18 protein-coding genes and 2 pseudogenes are annotated in these 16,525 nt (G+C 69.5%); 9 read left to right on the top strand and 11 right to left on the bottom strand.

The window, feature by feature from the left end:
• Window positions 1-10 precede the first annotated feature (10 nt).
• Window positions 11-1,393, bottom strand: a complete 1,383-nt coding sequence (locus EFK10_RS07215) for a glycine--tRNA ligase (protein WP_127354913.1) — start codon at window positions 1,391-1,393, stop codon at window positions 11-13.
• A 207-nt stretch (window positions 1,394-1,600) separates the two neighbouring features.
• Between EFK10_RS07215 and EFK10_RS51920 the strand changes: the two genes are divergently transcribed.
• Window positions 1,601-1,732: a hypothetical protein gene (locus tag EFK10_RS51920; protein ID WP_265737477.1), complete on the top strand. Its 132-nt coding sequence runs from the start codon at window positions 1,601-1,603 to the stop codon at window positions 1,730-1,732.
• 73 nt (window positions 1,733-1,805) lie between these two features.
• Complete coding sequence (locus tag EFK10_RS07210) at window positions 1,806-2,222, top strand: Fur family transcriptional regulator (protein WP_127354912.1); 417 nt, start codon at window positions 1,806-1,808, stop codon at window positions 2,220-2,222.
• A gap of 37 nt (window positions 2,223-2,259) precedes the next feature.
• On the opposite strand, the gene EFK10_RS07205 is transcribed toward EFK10_RS07210, so the two are convergent.
• The 6 genes and pseudogenes from EFK10_RS07205 to leuA all read right to left on the bottom strand — a co-directional run bounded on the left by EFK10_RS07205 (window position 2,260) and on the right by leuA (window position 8,027).
• Window positions 2,260-3,075 (bottom strand): isoprenyl transferase, encoded by an 816-nt coding sequence (locus EFK10_RS07205; RefSeq protein ID WP_127354911.1) that lies wholly within the window; start codon window positions 3,073-3,075, stop codon window positions 2,260-2,262.
• 22 nt (window positions 3,076-3,097) lie between these two features.
• Window positions 3,098-3,844: a DNA repair protein RecO gene (gene recO / locus EFK10_RS07200; protein WP_127354910.1), complete on the bottom strand. Its 747-nt coding sequence runs from the start codon at window positions 3,842-3,844 to the stop codon at window positions 3,098-3,100.
• Complete coding sequence (locus EFK10_RS07195; RefSeq protein WP_206305340.1) at window positions 3,841-4,278, bottom strand: hypothetical protein; 438 nt, start codon at window positions 4,276-4,278, stop codon at window positions 3,841-3,843. The genes recO and EFK10_RS07195 overlap by 4 nt, the downstream gene beginning before the upstream one ends.
• Before the next feature lie 155 nt (window positions 4,279-4,433).
• Window positions 4,434-5,177 (bottom strand): annotated as a pseudogene (locus EFK10_RS07190) (MMPL family transporter); the annotation flags it as partial.
• Window positions 5,178-5,332: 155 nt separating this feature from the next.
• Window positions 5,333-6,031 carry a TerB family tellurite resistance protein gene (locus tag EFK10_RS07185; RefSeq protein WP_240677051.1) on the bottom strand — a complete coding sequence of 233 codons (699 nt, stop codon included), beginning with the start codon at window positions 6,029-6,031 and terminating at the stop codon, window positions 5,333-5,335.
• Between the two features lie 232 nt (window positions 6,032-6,263).
• Entirely contained in the window at window positions 6,264-8,027 is a 1,764-nt protein-coding gene (gene leuA / locus EFK10_RS07180) for a 2-isopropylmalate synthase (RefSeq protein WP_127354907.1), read from the bottom strand.
• A 307-nt stretch (window positions 8,028-8,334) separates the two neighbouring features.
• On the opposite strand from leuA, the gene EFK10_RS07175 reads away from it, so the two are divergent.
• The gene (locus EFK10_RS07175; protein ID WP_127354906.1) at window positions 8,335-9,447 is read left to right on the top strand and encodes a M4 family metallopeptidase; all 1,113 of its coding nucleotides are present in this window, start codon (window positions 8,335-8,337) and stop codon (window positions 9,445-9,447) included.
• A gap of 9 nt (window positions 9,448-9,456) precedes the next feature.
• On the top strand, window positions 9,457-9,723 hold the full coding sequence (locus EFK10_RS07170) for a protealysin inhibitor emfourin (RefSeq protein WP_127354905.1): 267 nt from the start codon (window positions 9,457-9,459) through the stop codon (window positions 9,721-9,723).
• Between the two features lie 49 nt (window positions 9,724-9,772).
• Here the strand turns inward: EFK10_RS07170 and era are convergent, their stop codons facing one another.
• Window positions 9,773-10,714, bottom strand: coding sequence for a GTPase Era (era, locus tag EFK10_RS07165; RefSeq protein WP_127354904.1), 942 nt, complete (start codon window positions 10,712-10,714; stop codon window positions 9,773-9,775).
• 93 nt (window positions 10,715-10,807) lie between these two features.
• Between era and EFK10_RS07160 the strand changes: the two are divergent.
• The 4 genes and pseudogenes from EFK10_RS07160 to EFK10_RS07145 all read left to right on the top strand — a co-directional run.
• Window positions 10,808-11,086 (top strand): annotated as a pseudogene (locus EFK10_RS07160) (hypothetical protein); the annotation flags it as partial.
• A 51-nt stretch (window positions 11,087-11,137) separates the two neighbouring features.
• Window positions 11,138-11,491, top strand: coding sequence for a hypothetical protein (locus EFK10_RS07155; protein WP_127354902.1), 354 nt, complete (start codon window positions 11,138-11,140; stop codon window positions 11,489-11,491).
• Between the two features lie 48 nt (window positions 11,492-11,539).
• Window positions 11,540-12,553 carry an NlpC/P60 family protein gene (locus EFK10_RS07150; RefSeq protein ID WP_127354901.1) on the top strand — a complete coding sequence of 338 codons (1,014 nt, stop codon included), beginning with the start codon at window positions 11,540-11,542 and terminating at the stop codon, window positions 12,551-12,553.
• A 36-nt stretch (window positions 12,554-12,589) separates the two neighbouring features.
• On the top strand, window positions 12,590-13,120 hold the full coding sequence (locus EFK10_RS07145; protein WP_127354900.1) for a hypothetical protein: 531 nt from the start codon (window positions 12,590-12,592) through the stop codon (window positions 13,118-13,120).
• On the opposite strand, the gene EFK10_RS07140 is transcribed toward EFK10_RS07145, so the two are convergent.
• The 3 genes from EFK10_RS07140 to EFK10_RS07130 are packed head-to-tail and all read right to left on the bottom strand — an operon-like array spanning window position 13,098 to window position 15,507.
• Window positions 13,098-13,538, bottom strand: coding sequence for a nitroreductase family deazaflavin-dependent oxidoreductase (locus EFK10_RS07140; protein WP_127354899.1), 441 nt, complete (start codon window positions 13,536-13,538; stop codon window positions 13,098-13,100). The genes EFK10_RS07145 and EFK10_RS07140 overlap by 23 nt on opposite strands.
• A gap of 8 nt (window positions 13,539-13,546) precedes the next feature.
• Window positions 13,547-14,560, bottom strand: a complete 1,014-nt coding sequence (locus EFK10_RS07135; protein ID WP_127354898.1) for an aldo/keto reductase — start codon at window positions 14,558-14,560, stop codon at window positions 13,547-13,549.
• A gap of 20 nt (window positions 14,561-14,580) precedes the next feature.
• Window positions 14,581-15,507 carry a LysR family transcriptional regulator gene (locus EFK10_RS07130; RefSeq protein ID WP_127354897.1) on the bottom strand — a complete coding sequence of 309 codons (927 nt, stop codon included), beginning with the start codon at window positions 15,505-15,507 and terminating at the stop codon, window positions 14,581-14,583.
• A 61-nt stretch (window positions 15,508-15,568) separates the two neighbouring features.
• Here EFK10_RS07130 and EFK10_RS07125 point away from each other — a divergent pair, with 61 nt between their 5' ends.
• A complete protein-coding gene (locus tag EFK10_RS07125; RefSeq protein ID WP_127354896.1) occupies window positions 15,569-16,270 on the top strand; it encodes an SDR family NAD(P)-dependent oxidoreductase in 702 nt (233 codons plus the stop codon).
• Window positions 16,271-16,525 lie beyond the last annotated feature (255 nt).

Raw genomic sequence — 16,525 nt, 5'->3', positions numbered from 1 at the left:
TCACAAGCGGTCAGCAGCCGACCAGACGGCTGCCCAGGTAGGACTGGACCTGGTCGAGCGAGACACGCTCCTGCTTCATCGTGTCGCGCTCGCGGACCGTCACCGCGTTGTCGTCGAGCGTGTCGAAGTCGACCGTGACGCAGAACGGCGTACCGATCTCGTCCTGGCGTCGGTAGCGACGGCCGATCGCGCCCGCGTCGTCGAACTCAATGTTCCACATCCGGCGCAGGTCGGCCGCCAGGCCCTTCGCCTTCGGCGAGAGCTGCGGGTTGCGGGACAGCGGGAGCACCGCGACCTTGACCGGCGCCAGGCGCGGGTCGAGACGCATGACGGTGCGCTTCTCCATGACGCCCTTGGCGTTGGGCGCCTCGTCCTCGTTGTACGCGTCGAGCATGAAGGCGAGCATGGCGCGGTTCAGACCGGCCGCGGGCTCGATGACGTACGGGAAGTAACGCTCGCCGGCCTCCTGGTCGAAGTACGACAGGTCGGTGCCGGACGCCTCGGAGTGCGCCTTGAGGTCGAAGTCGGTCCGGTTGGCGATGCCCTCCAGCTCGGAGAACTCACTGCCGCCGAAGTTGAAGCGGTACTCGATGTCGACGGTGCGCTTCGAGTAGTGCGACAGCTTCTCCTTGGCGTGCTCGTACCAGCGGATGTTCTCCTCGCGGATGCCGAGGTCGCGGTACCAGTCCCAGCGCTGCTGCATCCAGTACTCGTGCCAGGTCTCGTCCTCACCCGGCTTGACGAAGAACTCCATCTCCATCTGCTCGAACTCACGGGTACGGAAGATGAAGTTGCCCGGCGTGATCTCGTTGCGGAAGGACTTGCCGGTCTGGGCGATGCCGAACGGCGGCTTCTTGCGCGAGGTCTGCTGAACGGTGGCGAAGTTGATGAAGATGCCCTGAGCGGTCTCGGGCCGCAGGTAGGCGGTGCCCGAGGCGTCCTGGGTGACGCCGAGGGTGGTCTTCAGCAGGCCGGAGAACTCCTTGGGCTCGGTGAAGGCACCCTTGTTGCCGCAGTGCGGGCAGTTGATGTCGGCGAGGCCGTTGGCGGGCTCACGGCCGTGCTTGGCCTCGTACGCCTCGATGAGGTGGTCGGCGCGGAAACGCTTGTGGCAGGAGTTGCACTCGGTGAGCGGGTCGGTGAAGGTGGCGACGTGGCCGGAGGCCTCCCAGACCTCGCGGGCGAGGATCACCGACGAGTCGATCCCGACGACGTCGTCGCGCGAGGTGACCATGGAGCGCCACCACTGACGCTTGATGTTCTCCTTGAGCTCGACGCCGAGCGGCCCGTAGTCCCAGGCGGCGCGCTGGCCGCCGTAGATCTCACTGCTGGGGAATGCGAAGCCACGGCGCTTGCTCAGGCTGACGATGGTGTCGATCTTGTCGGCGGCCACGGTGCTCTCTTCAGTACGACGAAGCGGTCGATGGAGTCCGCCGGGATGCGTGTGCGGTGCGTGCGTTCCGGCGAATACCTCAGATTACCGGCGGGTGAGGGGGCCGTATCAAATCGGTTCCCGGTCCGGGGGCGGGGGCGGAGCTAGGACGGGGGTCACAGTCAGGTCAATTGACAATCGTTTCCAGTTTTGTTGAAAATGGGAGTCATGAACATAGGTCGCCGCCTCATAGCCCCCACGGCCGTCACCGGGGGCGCGCGGCAGGCCACGGAGGCCGAGGAACGGTGCACCCTTGAGGTACCCGCGAGCCGCTCCCCCGGCGACGACGTGAAGGTATGACGACCGGCCGCCGCCCGGCCTGGCACAATGGCCCGTCGGACGGAAACACGGGACGACCGAGAAGGAGGCACCGGTGACGACCGCCAAGCAGCCCCCAGTGCGCGGCCGATCGACCCGGCAGCGCGCCGCAGTGGCCTCAGCGCTCGACGAAGTGGACGAGTTCCGCAGCGCCCAGGAACTGCACGACCTGCTCAAGCACCGCGGCGACTCCGTCGGCCTCACCACGGTCTACCGCACCCTCCAGTCCCTGGCCGACGCCGGCGAGGTCGACGTCCTGCGCACCGGCGACGGTGAGTCCGTCTACCGCCGCTGCTCCAGCGGCCACCACCACCATCTGGTCTGCCGCGTCTGCGGCAAGGCGGTCGAGGTCGAGGGCCCGGCCGTCGAGAAGTGGGCCGACGCGATCGCCGCCGACCACGGCTTCGTCGACGTCGCGCACACCGTGGAGATCTTCGGTACGTGCGCGGAGTGCGCGACGGCTGCCCGCTGAGGCCGTGAAGAGGCCGCGCGAATAGGTGGGGCGGCGTCTAAGCCCTTTCGACCTCGTTGGGCAGCGCGCCGCCGAATCGACGGTCCCGGGAGGCGTACTCCAGGCAGGCCCGCCACAGGTCACGGCGGTCGAAGTCGGGCCACAGCACGTCCTGGAAGACCATCTCGGCGTAAGCGGACTGCCAGATGAGGAAGTTGGACGTGCGCTGCTCGCCGGACGGCCGGATGAAGAGGTCCACGTCCGGCATGTCGGGGTGGTACATGTACTTCGACAGCGTCTTCTCGTTGACCTTGGAAGGGTCGAGCCGCCCGGACTTTATGTCCCGCGCCATCGCGGCCGCCGCGTCGGCGATCTCCGCGCGGCCGCCGTAGTTCACGCACATGTAGAGCGTCATCGCGTCATTGCCGCGGGTCATCTCCTCGGCGATCTGCAGCTCGTTGACCACGCTCTTCCACAGCTTCGGCATCCGGCCCGCCCAGCGGATCCGGATGCCCATGGCGTCCATCTCCTCGCGGCGGCGGCGGATGACGTCGCGGTTGAAGTTCATGAGGAACTTGACCTCGTCCGGCGAACGCTTCCAGTTCTCCGTCGAGAAGGCGTACAGAGACAGGTTCTTGACGCCCAACTCCAGACAGCCCTTGAGGACGTCCAGCACCACCGACTCGCCGACCTTGTGGCCCTCGGTGCGGGGCAGGCCGCGCTCCTTGGCCCATCGGCCGTTGCCATCCATGACACACGCGACGTGCTTCGGCACCAACTCGCCCGGGATCTTGGGGGGCTTCGCGCCGGACGGGTGCGGGTCGGGGGCCCGGTACTCGCGTCGGGAACGGGTCAGAATCCCGCGTACTGCCATGCGCGTGCCTCTCCTACTTCTTCTACTTCTCCACGAACCTGAGCGAGCGCAGGCCGCGCTCCAGATGCCACTGCAGATACGCCGCCACCAGCCCGCTGCCCTCCCGGCAGTGACGTGGCTCGCACGCGTCCGCCGTCTCCCAGTCGCCGCCGAGCAGTGCGCCGAGCAGTTCCAGGGACTCCAGTGAGGGTACGACGCTTCCGGCCGGGCGGCACTCGCCGCATACCACTCCTCCCGCCGCGACCGAAAAGAACCGGTTCGGGCCGGGCATGCCGCACTTCGCGCATTCCCCGAAGCTCGGCGCGTAGCCGTTGACGGCGAGCGAGCGCAGCAAAAACGCGTCCAGCACCAGGCGGGGGTCGTGCGAGCCCTCGGCCAGCGTCCGCAGCCCGCCCACCAGCAGCAGATACTGCTGCACCGCCGGCTCGCCCTCATGGTCGGTGAAACGCTCCGCCGTCTCCAGCATCGCCGTCCCGGCCGTATAGCGGGCGTAGTCGGTGACGATCCGGCTGCCGTACGCCGCGATCGTCTCACCCTGCGTGCACAGCGGCAGCCCCCGGCCGATCAGCTCACCGCCCCGCGCGAAGAACTGCACGTCGACGTGGGAGAACGGCTCCAGCCGCGCGCCGAACTTCGACTTCGTACGCCGTACCCCCCGGGCCACCGCCCGCACGCGTCCACTGCGGCGGGTGAGCAGCGTGATGATCCGGTCCGCCTCACCCAGCTTCTGGGTGCGCAGCACGATGCCGTCGTCGCGGAACAGACTCATGGCACCCATTCTCCCGTATGCCTCAGGCGACGCCGACGAGCTTGGTGAGAAATCCTCTTTGCGCAACACAACGCGCGACCCCATGATCCGCCTGCAGAGCGCCAGCGTTCTTGCCCATGATGCGGCTGACGTGGGTTTTGGCGCTCGACGATCGCGGCCACGTACTTACGGTGGATGCGCGAGGCCTCCCCGATCAGCGCGACCGCCAGCACCCAGCCACCGCTGCGCAGCGTGTCGGAGGCCGCGTGCTGGAGGGGCGTAGCCGACATCACCGCCGCCATGATCCCGATGACCGACGCCACCGTCAGATACGTCCTCAGCGGCGGGCCGGCCACGGCCAGCGAGTAGATCCCGACCATGCTGGCCGGGACGACGGCCAAGTGCACGTTGTCCAGCGCGTGGTAGGGCGCGACGGCCGCGATGATCACCAGCATCCCGGTCATCGGCGCCAGCCGCCGCAGCACCAGCCCGAGCGCGGTGACGACGAGCAGCGCCCAGCCCAGCGCGTCCGGGCGGTGCCCGTTGTCCTGCGGGACGAGGGCCGCGAGCGCGCACTGCACCGCGAGCACGCCCGCGGCGAGCGCGGCGCGAGGATGGTCATCACGCCCTGGCTCTGGCCGGTGACGGTGATGTCGAAGGACTTGTGGAGGCCGTAGACGACGCCCATGGCGGTGACGTCGGCGACGCCCGCGACGACCAGCGGCAGCAGCCACAGCAGCGGACTGCGGTAGATCAGGATCAGCAGCACCGCGACCACGGCGACCGTCGTGTAGAGCAGCGGGCCGTCCAGGGAGGAGTAGACCTCCTTCATGTCGGTGTTCAGCGCCCCCGCGCCGCCCACCTCGGCGGTCAGTCCGCCGCCGCTGGTCACCTTCCGTACGTCGTCCACGAAGGCGTTCCTGGCCGCGTCGTCCTGGCCCGGCTGGGTGCTGGACACCGCGTACATCAGCGTTGTGCCGTCCTTGGACGGGATGCCCGTGGGCGGCCGGGTGAGTTCGTGCGCCCGCGCGATCTCGGCGGTCTGCGTGCGTGCCTTGCTGCGGTCGGCGGCGGTCAGCCCGCCGTCCCGGTGGTAGACGACCACCAGGTCCGTGGCCTCCCCGCCGGGCAGCGCGTCCTGGACCTTGGCCACCTGTGTGGAGTCGGCGCTCACCGGCAGGTAGTCCACCGCCCGGTTCTGCTGTACGTCCGCGAGCTTGCCCGCCAGCGGCCCGGCCAGCGCCACCACGGCCACCCACAGCACGAGCACCGCCCAGGGCAGGGCACGCCATCGTCGCCTTCGCTGCTGTCCTGGTGCCGCTGTCGCGACGGTCGTACTGCTCGGGGCCCCCATGATGGGCCTCCCTCCGTGCCGGATGTGGCTGGTGCCTGATGCCTTCCAGACTTCCGGCCTTGGGAGGTCGTTTCGTCGCGCGCAAGGCCGAGTCGGCCGCTACTGCGAGGGGTGTGGGTTACTCCCGGGGGAGTAAGGACGCGCGGGCCCGATGCCTACGAGGGCGTGCCGGCCGCCGCCTCGAGGAGCCGGTCGGTCTCCTCACGGGTGATGGACAGACAGCGGCCGACGGCGGTGAGGACCTCGCGCTCGGCGGGGAGGTAGGGGCCGTCCGCGAGGGCGATGCGAGCGCCCTGGAGAAGGATGCGTTCGCGGCCCTGGGGAGCGAGGTGACGGGCGAGGGGTTCGAGGGCTTCGTGGAGCTCGATGGAGAGCCAGCTGCCGCAGCCGTCGATGGCGTCGGCCAGTCCGGCCGGGCCCCAGGCGTCGGCGGCACCGGGGAAGCGGCCCTCGTCGGCGACGATCGCGGCGAGAAGGCCGAGCAGCTGGTCCTCGGTGCAGTCGGTGAAGCCGGCCGAGCGTACGGCGCCGACCGCCGCACTGCGGGCGGCCCCGCCGTTGGCGCCGCCGGCGGTGAGGACGGCGAGGGCGACGGTGTGCACGGCGTCGCGGAGCATCGCGGAGAAGACGGTGGTCGTGGGGCGTTCCAGGGCGTCGGGGCCGTAGCGGGCCCGGCAGACCAAGCACTCCACGATGGTGCCCGCGCTGCCGCGTGGCCAGAGCGGGAGGCCGAGCACGGTGAGCCGTCGGACGCCGCTGCGGCGCCGGTAGCCACGGTCTCCGCCGCAGTCGGCGCAGAAGAAGTCGCCGTCGCCCTCGGTGTGCCAGGTCGTACGCACGCCCAAGACACACAAGCCCTTGAACTGGAGCACCTCGCACCCTCCGGCCGTATCGTCCCGGTTCGTCCTCGTCCCGACACGGCCCCGCACGCGTGCGTGCGTAACGCTTCGGCATCGTTGCCGTGTTGCCGTGATGTTAGCCACACCGACGACTCGCAGTCAGTACCACGTAAGGGGGCAATTCATAAAAGACCCTGGGGACGGCCCGATTTTTCGGGCCGTCCCCAGGGTCTGAAGTCGCCGGAGGCTAGCGTGCCGCGCGGTTGACGGCCGAGATGACGGCCTTCAGGGAGGCGCGGGTGGTGTTGGAGTCGATGCCGATGCCCCAGAGGACCTGCCCGTCGATGGCGCACTCGATGTAGGAGGCGGCCTGGGCGCTGGCGCCCTCGCTCATGGTGTGCTCGGTGTAGTCCAGGAGGCGGGCGTCCACGCCGACGGCGGCCAGGGCGTCGAAGAAGGCGGAGATGGGGCCGTTGCCGGAGCCGGTGAGAACCGTCTCCTGGCCGTCGACGACCGCCTGGACGGTCAGGGTGTCGGTGCCGTCCTTGTCGGTGGTGGACTGGCCGGCCCGCAGCTGGACGCGGCCCCACGGGTTCTCGGCCACCGGCAGGTACTCGTCCCGGAAGACCGACCAGATCTCGGCGGGGGTGATCTCACCGCCCTCGGCGTCTGTCTTGGCCTGGATGATCTTCGAGAACTCGATCTGCATGCGGCGCGGCAGGTCCAGCTTGTGGTCGTTCTTCAGGACGTACGCGATGCCGCCCTTGCCGGACTGCGAGTTGACCCGGATGACGGCCTCGTACGAGCGGCCGACGTCCTTCGGGTCGATCGGCAGGTACGGCACGGCCCACTCGATGTCGTCGACGGTCTTGCCGGCGGCGGCCGCATCGGCCTCCATCGCGTCGAAGCCCTTCTTGATGGCGTCCTGGTGGGAGCCGGAGAAGGAGGTGTAGACGAGGTCGCCCACGTACGGGTGGCGGGCGTGGACCTCCATCTGGTTGCAGTACTCGGCGGTGCGGCGGATCTCGTCGATCTGCGAGAAGTCGATCTGCGGGTCCACGCCCTGGCTGAACAGGTTCATGCCCAGCGTGACCAGGTCGACGTTGCCCGTGCGCTCGCCCTGCCCGAACAGGCAGCCCTCGATGCGGTCCGCGCCCGCCATCAGGGCCAGCTCGGCGGCGGCCACGGCCGTACCGCGGTCGTTGTGCGGGTGGACTGACAGGCAGACGAACTCACGCCGCGACAGGTTGCGGGACATCCACTCGAAGCGGTCGGCGTGCGTGCTCGGGGTCGAACGCTCAACAGTGGCGGGCAGGTTGAGGATGATCTCGCGGCCGGCCTCGGGCTGCCAGACGTCCATGACGGCCTCGCAGACCTCCAGGGCGAAGTCCAGCTCGGTGTCGGTGAAGATCTCGGGGCTGTACTGGTAGCCGAAGACCGTGTCGTCGCCCAGGATCTTCTCGGCGTACTCCATGACCAGCCGCGTGCCGTCCGTGGCGATGGCCTTGATCTGCTCCTTGGATCCCCGGAAGACCACCCGGCGGAAGGTCGGCGCCGTGGCGTTGTACATGTGGACCGTGGCCCGGGCCGCGCCGCGCAGGGACTCGACGGTGCGCTCGATCAGGTCCTCGCGGGCCTGGGTCAGGACGGAGATCGTCACGTCGTCCGGGATCGCGCCCTCTTCGATGATGGAGCGTACGAAGTTGAAGTCGGTCTCACCGGAGGAGGGGAAGCCGACCTCGATCTCCTTGTAGCCCATCTTCACCAGCAGGTCGAACATCGCGCGCTTGCGGGCCGGCGACATGGGGTCGATCAGCGCCTGGTTGCCGTCGCGCAGGTCGGTGGACAGCCAGCGGGGAGCCTTGGTGATGCGGGCGTCGGGCCAGGTGCGGTCCGGGATGTCCACGGCGTCGAACGGCTTGTACTTGTGGATCGGCATCGCGGTGGGCTGCTGGCGCACGGTCGCGGCGGTGATGGGCGTGGGGCGGCCGACGGCGTTGGGACTGGTCATGTGCTGGGGCTCCTCTTGGGTCCGGCTGACGTGCGGCCGACGGCGGCGGATGCGCAACGCCAAACTCCGCGGGGAGGGGGTCGGCCTCGACTACAGGCCCTCGCCGCGGCAGCTAAGGAGAAGCAGCCCGAAACGCATGATGTTGATGACCATAGCCCAGGGCGGTGACCTCCCGCAGCCGCGGAGCCGTTCTTCTCACTATGCAAGACCGGCCGGGATACGCCTAAAGGCGCAGATCTTCCCTCCTTCTCGTCAATCGTCATCGCTTCCGGTGACAGGGTGTTTACGGTGTGCGAGATTGCCGTGCATGGAGCCAATTTTCTGCACCATTGTCCCGCCGCACGTCCTCGACAAGCTGGCCCGCAACGAGGACCAGGCGCTTGCCGAGCCGGCCCGCCGCACCCTGGAACGCGATGCCGCGCTGCGTACCCGACGCCGCCTCGAGACCGTCAGCGCGATTGGTCCGGTGCCTGCGGGGGCGCCATCGGACCAGCCCGCGCGGACCGTCTACGACGCCAAGCACCGCACCGACCTGCCCGGCAGGAAGGTCCGTGCCGAGGGCGACAAGACCGCCAAGGACCTCACGGTCAACCGGGCGTACGACGGTCTCGGCGCCACCTTCGAGCTGTACCTCAAGGCCTACAACCGGCACTCGATCGACGACTCGGGCCTGCCGCTGCTCGCCAGCGTCCACTACGACGAGAGCTACAACAACGCCTTCTGGAACGGCGAGCAGATGGTCTTCGGGGACGGCGACGGCGAGATCTTCAACGACTTCACCATCTCCGTCGACGTCATCGGCCACGAGCTGACGCACGGCGTCACCTTCCACACCGCGAATCTGGAGTACTTCGGTCAGTCCGGCGCTCTGAACGAGTCGCTGTCGGACGTCTTCGGCTCGCTCGTCAAGCAGTACGCTCTCCAGCAGACCGCCGACCAGGCCGACTGGCTCATCGGCGCCGGCCTGCTCGCCCCCCGGGTCACCGGCGTCGCGCTCAGGTCCATGAAGGCCCCGGGCACGGCGTACGACGACGACGTCCTCGGCAAGGACCCGCAGCCCGCCACGATGGACCACTACGTACGGACCGGCCGGGACAACGGCGGCGTCCACATCAACTCCGGCATCCCCAACCACGTCTTCTACCTCGTCGCGGAGTCCCTGGGCGGCTTCGCCTGGGAGCGGGCCGGCCAGATCTGGTACGACACCCTCACCGGCGGCGAGCTCTCCACCACCGCCGACTTCGCCGCCTTCGCCGCGCTCACCGCCGCCTCGGCCCGCGCCCGCTACGGGGACGGCGAGGAGTACCAGTCCGTCCTCAAGGCCTGGTCCCAGGTCGGCGTAGCCACCAACGGCGGCGCCGCCGAACTCCCCCACCAGACCCCGGCGCCCGAGGGTGCGCAGCCTCCCGTCCACGGGTAGGCGCCACCCATGCGTATATCCGTGAACCGCTCCGGCGGCTTCGCCGGAATCGAGCGCCACGCCACCCTCGACACCACCGGCCGCCCCGACGCCGTCCACCTCCACGCCCTGGCCCGCAACACCCTCACCGCCGGCCAGGGCACCCCTCCCCCCGGCGTCCCCGACGGCTTCCACTACGCCATCACCATCGAAGGCCACACCATCCACTGCGCCGACCCCCACCTCACCGACGCCCAACGCGAACTCATCCGCACAGTCCTGAAGGAAGGCGCCTGAGCCCCCTCCGGGTGATGGTGCCGGCCTCCGACCAGCGGTGCCGCTCCACTCAGAAGCCCAGCTTGCGCAACTGCTTCGGATCCCGCTGCCAGTCCTTGGCGACCTTCACATGCAGGTCCAGGAAGACCGGGGTGCCGAGGAGGGCTTCGATGTGGCGGCGGGACTTGGTGCCGACTTCTTTGAGGCGGGCGCCCTTGGGGCCGATGATGATGCCTTTTTGGCTGGGGCGCTCGATGTAGATGTTGGCGTGGATGTCGAGGAGGGGTTTGCCTTCGGGGCGGCCCTCGCGGGGGATCATTTCCTCGACCATGACGGCGATGGAGTGCGGGAGCTCGTCGCGTACGCCTTCGAGCGCGGCTTCGCGGATGAGCTCGGCGACCATGACCTGCTCGGGCTCGTCAGTGAGGTCACCCTCGGGGTAGAGGGGCGGGCTTTCGGGGAGGAGGGGGACGAGGAGGTCGGCGAGGAGGGAGACCTGCTTGTCGCCGACGGCGGAGACGGGGATGATCTCGGCCCATTCGATGCCGAGTTCCTTGCCGAGCTGGTCGATGGCGATGAGCTGCTCGGCGAGCTGCTTGGAGTCGACGAGGTCGGACTTCGTAACGATCGCGATCTTGGGGGTCTTGCGGACCTCCGCCAGCTCCTTGGCGATGTACTTGTCGCCGGGGCCGAGCTTCTGGTCGGCGGGGACGCAGAAGCCGATGACGTCGACCTCGGCCCAGGTGGTGCGTACGACGTCGTTGAGCCGCTCGCCGAGCAGGGTGCGGGGCTTGTGGAGCCCGGGGGTGTCGACGAGGACGAGCTGGGCGTCCGGGCGGTGGACGATGCCGCGCACGGTGTGGCGGGTCGTCTGGGGCCGGTTTGAGGTGATCGCCACCTTCGTGCCGACCAGAGCGTTCGTGAGGGTGGACTTGCCGGCGTTGGGGCGGCCCACGAAGCAGGCGAAGCCGGCGCGGTGCGGGACGGTGGCGGAGTCAGTACGAGCGCTCATGGCGCCATTGTCCCTGATCCGGTCGGCCCGGCCGACCGTGAATTTCCGGTAACCGGCCCGCAATGAAACACAGGCAAAACATCTACGCCCACATCCGGACGGCCCCGAGGGCTGCTGTACGGCGGCCGGCTGGCCCAGCTCGGCAAACAGCTGGTCGCGGTGCTCGTCGTGGGCGCCTACGCCTTCGGGGTCAGCTACGGCCTCGGCAAGGGCATCGACCGCCTCATGGGCTTCCGCGCCTCGGCCGAGGAAGAGCTCACCGGGCTCGACCTCACCGTCCACGCCGAGACCGCGTACGACAACGGCATGGTCATGCTCAAGAGTGGTTCTGGTGATACCCAAGTGCGCAGTGGGGCGCGGGCTTTCGACTAGGCTACCGGCCGGTACGGCGGGGTATGTCGTTCGACACGGGGGAACGCTGGCATGAACTTCTTGAGCAATGCGTGGCACGACGGCGAGCAGTTGGTCGGCGACGCCGTGCAGGTCGGCGAGGACATCGTCATGGCGCCGGTGGAGATCGCGCACTGGGCCCTGGAGAAGATGTTCGGCAGCACCGAGGACCTGGGCCGGATCGCGGCCGAACTGGCCGCGCTGGGCAAGCAGATCGACCAGCTGAGCAAGGAGATCAACACCGCCGTCGACCAGGTCGACTGGCATGGCGAGGCAGCTGATGCCTTCCAGGCCCACGCTCACGGCCGCATCCGAGAGCTTCGGTCCGCCGCGGACAACCTTGAGGCGCTGAGCGCGTCGGTGGGACGTCTCGGCAACGTGTTGTGACCTGACAGGGGAACAGGTGACGGGGAAACGGGGAACGGGGAAAACCGCATGGCCAAGGAACAGTTCGGCGTTCAGCTGCACCATCTCACCGAGCTCCAGAAGGACTGGCACGCCGCGAGCCGGCGCGTCGAGGAGATATCCCAGAAGCTCGGCGACGTAAAAGCCGCCATCGCGCGAGCAGCCGCGACCGACCTCGCCGCCGCTGCGGCCGTCATGGGCCCGGCCCTCCTGGCCGGCCTCGCCACGGCATACGAAGTCCTGCAGGACGTCCGGGAGATCGAGGCCGAGGCACACACCCTCGCCGAAGTACAGGAGAAGCTGAAGGCAGCTCTGGCGGCCGACGCCACAAAGCTCAAGACCGTCGTGGAGGAGTACGCCGCCGTCGAGCGCAAAAACCACGACGAGATGAAGAAGCACGACAAGGGCGACTCCACCCCTACGGCGCCCGCGCACTCGGGAGGAGGCGGAGGAGGAAACAGTGGCGGAGGTGGCGGAGGCGGAAGCAGCAGCCCCACCAAGTCCGACTCCTTCGACAGTCAGGGCGACGGGAAGTGGAAGACGGTGGGTAACTGGGACGCCTGGTCACCTGGGAAGCACCACACGAGCCGGGGTGCGGGTGTGATCGACGCCCCGGACACCTCCGGGCTCTCCGACGAGCGCAAGGACGTCGTCAACCGCGCCCTGGAGCGGATCAACCACCGCATCGGCTACAGCCAGTCGGCCACCACCAACGGGTACCGCGACGACTGCTCCGGCTTCGTCTCGGCCGCCTGGGGCCTGGATCCGCCGGGCGCCAACACCGACGGCCTGATGGGCAGCCAGTACTCCCACCAGATCACCAAGGACGATCTCCAGCCGGGCGACGCCCTGATCGCCGGCGACCACACCGTGCTGTTCGGCGGCTGGGCCGACGCCTCACACACCAAGTACATCGCGCTGGAGGACAACGGTTCGCAGGGCACCGTCTCGCATGTGATCCCGTACCCCTACTACTCCGGGGACGCCGCCCACGAGAGGTCGATCGGCCAGCCCTACCTGCCCTACCGCAGGAACGGACTCTAACCCTCTCAGCCCGTCTCACACCCGAGGAATTCCGCCATGACCTCCCCCCGCCTGCTCGGCGCGGCCGCACTCGCCGCTGCCCTGCTCACGATCACCTCCTGCAAGGCCGGCGGCACGTCCGCCGCCGCGCCCGTCACCTCGGCTTCCGCAGCCTCCGCAACGGCCTCGCAGTCCGCCAGCGACCTCCCCGTGGACCCGGAGCCGTCCGACGACTGCGGGTCCGGCGACGTGCCCGCCGGGCACAAGATGGTGGAGCTGGTCAACCCGCCGGCCCAGTTCATCGTCCAGGCGAAGGCCGCGACCTTCAGCTGCGACCCGAACGGGGGCGGCTATGCGGGAACCGGCACAGCCAAGGACTACACCTTCGCCACGGACGTCGTAGCCCAGCTCAGCACCGGCGCCACCACCCACCGCACCGTCACCTTCGACGCGCTGACCGCGCACGTCCGCGCATGCCTCCAGCGGACCGCCGAAAACGAGCCGTACTCCTGCTCCGGGAACATCTACGACATCACCGTGTCGTCGTCCGGCACCATCACCCGCATCAGTGAGGTCTGGCACTCCTGAGCCCGCACAGGACGACCACCGGGATGCGGCGGGCGCCCGCCCGGGCCTGGAAGTCGGCGAGCGTCGGCATGACGGCGAGCTTGGCGGCCCAGAGGCGTTCGCGCTCCGGGCCCTCCGCGATGCGGGCGGTCGCGGCGAAGCGCCGGGCACCGACCTCGACGGTCACGCCGGGGTCGGCCAGAAGGTTGTGGAGCCAGCCGGGGTGGTTCGGGCGGCCGCCGTTCGCGGCGAAGACGACGAGCCGGTCGTCGCCGTCGGGCAGGTAGGTCAGCGGCATGGTGCGGGGCTCGCCGCTGCGGGCGCCGGTGGTGGTGAGGAGCAGCATCGGCGTGCCGTCGAAGTCGCCGCCGACGAGTCCGTCGTTGGCGCGGAACTCGTCGATGATCCTGGCGTTCATGGCGAGGCGTTCAGCGGACATGGCGGCGGTCAGCTCCTGTTCAGCAGGGTTGAGGTGCCCTCGGGGACGAAGGCGGACAGTGCCTGGTCGATGCGGGTGAGGGTGTCCGGGGCCAGCTCGACGCGCGCGGCGGCGAGGTTCTCCGCGATGTGGGCGGGGGTACGGCTGCCGGGGATGGGCACGACGTGCTCGTACTGGTGGAGCAGCCAGGCCAGGGCCAACTGGCTCGGGGTGAGGTCGAGTTCGGCGGCGATGGCCCGAACGGGCGCGAAGCGGTCGTTGTTGGCCTTGAGGTTCTCGTCGCGGAAGCCGGGGATGTGGCGGCGGAAGTCGTCGTCGGTGACCTGCTGGACCGTACCGGCGAGGAAGCCGCTGCCCAGCGGGCTCCAGGCGACGACACCAACGCCCAACTCGCGTGCGGTCGCCAGCAGTTCGTGGTCGACAGGGCTCCACATCGACCACTGCACCTGGACGGCGGCCACCGGGTGGACGGCGTGGGCGCGGGCCAGCTGCTCGGCGGTGACGTTGGAGAGGCCGAGGTGGCGGACGTCGCCGTTCTTGATCAGCTCGGCGACGGCGCCGGCGGTGTCCTCGACGGGGACGGTGGGGTCGGGGAAGTGCAGGTAGTAGAGGTCGATGCGGTCGGTGCCGAGGTTGCGGAGCGACGATTCGGCGTAGCCGCGTACGTAACGGGGCTCGGCGTTGACCTTGAGCTCGCCGAAGTCGTAGTTGACGGGATACGTGTGGGCCTCGGCGCCCGCCCGGATGGCGAGGCCGAACTTGGTGGCGAGCAGCACCTCGTCGCGGCGCCCGCTGCCGCGCAGGGCCCGGCCGACCAGGCGTTCGTTGTGGCCGGCTTCGCCGTAGGCGTCGGAGGTGTCGATGTGGGTGGCGCCCTCGTCGAGGGCTGCGCCCAGGGCGGCGAAGGCGCGGTCGTCGTCGATGTCGCCGTATACGCCGGGGGAAAGGACCATCGAGCCGAAGCCGATGGCGGAGCTGGTGAGCCGACCGAGGGTGCGGGTGGGGATCGGGTTCGTCGTCATGGCAGCAAGCCTTGGGGCGGTCACTGCTCGGCGTCCAAGACCCGCTGAGATAACCGTTGGCTATCGCTGTCCGGCGCCCACGCCTCGACGAAGTCGCGCAGCACGACGCGGTGGTCGTCGGGCCGCCAGGCGACGGCGAGTTCGGTGGGCGGCAGGCCGGTGACGGGCCGGGCGATGATGCCGGGGCGCCGGTAGATCTCGGCGTTGCCTGCCGCTAGTAGGACGATGCCGCTGCCCTCCTCCACGGCGGCGAAGGTCTCCTCCGCGTTGCGGACGACCGCGCCGATCCTGGGCGCCCGGCCGGCGCGCTGCTCGACGGCGAGCCAGTGGTCGCGCAGCGGGCCCGCGCTGGGCGGGAGCGCCAGGAACGGCTCGTCGTGCAGTTCGTCGAAGGCGATCTCGTCCCGCCAGACCAGCCGGTGGTCCTCGCGCATCGCGACCCACCGGGCCTCCGTGGCGACCGTCCGGGTCCGGAAGGCCTCCTGCCCCGGCACCGGCAGCCAGACGAGGGCGACGTCCACCCTGCCCTCGGCCAGGCCCGCCGTGGCGTCGTCCCAGTTGATCTGCCGGTACTGGACCTGCCATCCCGGCCGCCGCTCGGCAAAGCGCTCCCGTACGCCGTGCAGCAGGCCCCGTCCGATGCTGGTCGACAGCCCGACGGTGAGCACGGCGGCCTCGGCGGCCGCCGCGTCGCTGACGGCCCGCTGCGCCTCGTCCCAGGAACGGATCAGTTCACTCGCCCGGGGCAGCAGCGCCTGCCCGGCGGCCGTGAGGGCCACGGCACGCCGGTCGCGGTCGAAGAGGCGGGCGCGCAGGCCCTCCTCCAGCTGCCGGATCTGCTTGCTGAGGGCGGGCTGCGAGACGAAGAGCCGCTCTGCGGCGCGGGTGAAGTTGAGCTCCTCGGCGATGGCCACGAAGTAGCGGAGATCGCGCAAATGGGCGTCCATAACCCCTGGCTATCACGGCGGGTCTTGGACGGCTAACCCATTTCCGCAGCACGATCGGCCCATGGAAACCACCGCAGGCCCGCCCGTCTGCCTCGTCACCGGCGGCAACCGTGGCATCGGCCGCGAGGTCTGCCGCCGGCTCGCGGCGCGAGGCGCCACCGTCCTGCTCACCGCCCGCTCCCCCGAGGCCGCCGAGACCGCCGCCCAGGGGATCACCGGTGACGTCCACCCGGTCACCCTGGACGTCACCAACGCCCCCGGGGTCGTACGGGCAGCCGAGGAGGTACGGAGCCGCTTCGGGCGGCTGGACGTCCTGGTCAACAACGCCGCCATCACGTACGACACTTGGCAGCGCGCCTCCACCGCCGACCTCGACGTCGTCCGCGAAGCCGCCGAGACCAACCTCTACGGCCCCTGGCGCACCGTCCAGGCCTTCCTCCCCCTGCTGCGCGCCGGCGGCCACGGCCGCATCGTCAACGTCAGCAGCGAAGCGGCCTCCCTCACCAACATGGGCGGCGGCACCCCCGCCTACGCCGCCTCCAAAACCGCCCTCAACGCCCTCACCCGCATGCTCGCCGCCGAACTCCGCCCCGACGCCATCCTCGTCAACGCCATCTGCCCCGGCTGGGTTGCCACCGACCTGGGCGGCCCCGGCGGCCGCCCCGTCCCCGACGGCGCCGCCGGCATCGTCTGGGCAGCCCTCCTCCCGGACAGCGGCCCCACCGGCGGCTTCTTCCGGGACGGCCGCCCCCTGCCGTGGTGAGCGGCGCCTAAGCTTGGCTTTAAACCCCATCAAGATCATTTCTTGGTGGGGTTCGCCGTTCGCCGGACAGCGAGGCGGCCTCTGCTTGATCATGTGTTTCCACCAAGAGACACGTTGATCAACCAAAGGCCGTGATGGACAGTCTGCAAGACGATGCCGCGCGCGTCGAGGCCCTGACCAGGTTGTCCCGATTCCGCCGCGAGTTCTACTCGTGCCTGACCCTGCGGGCGGACGCGCTGTTCGAGCTGGCGGACG

It is taken from the genome of Streptomyces soli (assembly GCF_003999195.1).
Taxonomy (GTDB): Bacteria; Actinomycetota; Actinomycetes; order Streptomycetales; family Streptomycetaceae; genus Actinacidiphila; species Actinacidiphila soli.
The sequence above is the reverse complement of the archived record's forward strand: the minus strand, read 5'-3'. Positions and strand labels throughout refer to the sequence as shown.

Coding starts and splice junctions, on each gene's coding strand:
- EFK10_RS07130 (WP_127354897.1), bottom strand. CDS start 15,507: ATGGACGCCCATTTGCGCGATCTCCGCTACTTCGTGGCCATCGCCGAG.
- leuA (WP_127354907.1), bottom strand. CDS start 8,027: ATGACCAGTCCCAACGCCGTCGGCCGCCCCACGCCCATCACCGCCGCG.
- recO (WP_127354910.1), bottom strand. CDS start 3,844: ATGAGTCTGTTCCGCGACGACGGCATCGTGCTGCGCACCCAGAAGCTG.
- era (WP_127354904.1), bottom strand. CDS start 10,714: ATGAGCGCTCGTACTGACTCCGCCACCGTCCCGCACCGCGCCGGCTTC.
- EFK10_RS07125 (WP_127354896.1), top strand. CDS start 15,569: ATGGAAACCACCGCAGGCCCGCCCGTCTGCCTCGTCACCGGCGGCAAC.
- EFK10_RS07175 (WP_127354906.1), top strand. CDS start 8,335: ATGGAGCCAATTTTCTGCACCATTGTCCCGCCGCACGTCCTCGACAAG.
- EFK10_RS07155 (WP_127354902.1), top strand. CDS start 11,138: ATGAACTTCTTGAGCAATGCGTGGCACGACGGCGAGCAGTTGGTCGGC.
- EFK10_RS07195 (WP_206305340.1), bottom strand. CDS start 4,278: ATGCTGGTGATCATCGCGGCCGTCGCGCCCTACCACGCGCTGGACAAC.
- EFK10_RS51920 (WP_265737477.1), top strand. CDS start 1,601: ATGAACATAGGTCGCCGCCTCATAGCCCCCACGGCCGTCACCGGGGGC.
- EFK10_RS07145 (WP_127354900.1), top strand. CDS start 12,590: ATGACCTCCCCCCGCCTGCTCGGCGCGGCCGCACTCGCCGCTGCCCTG.
- EFK10_RS07205 (WP_127354911.1), bottom strand. CDS start 3,075: ATGGCAGTACGCGGGATTCTGACCCGTTCCCGACGCGAGTACCGGGCC.
- EFK10_RS07135 (WP_127354898.1), bottom strand. CDS start 14,560: ATGACGACGAACCCGATCCCCACCCGCACCCTCGGTCGGCTCACCAGC.
- EFK10_RS07150 (WP_127354901.1), top strand. CDS start 11,540: ATGGCCAAGGAACAGTTCGGCGTTCAGCTGCACCATCTCACCGAGCTC.
- EFK10_RS07170 (WP_127354905.1), top strand. CDS start 9,457: ATGCGTATATCCGTGAACCGCTCCGGCGGCTTCGCCGGAATCGAGCGC.
- EFK10_RS07140 (WP_127354899.1), bottom strand. CDS start 13,538: ATGTCCGCTGAACGCCTCGCCATGAACGCCAGGATCATCGACGAGTTC.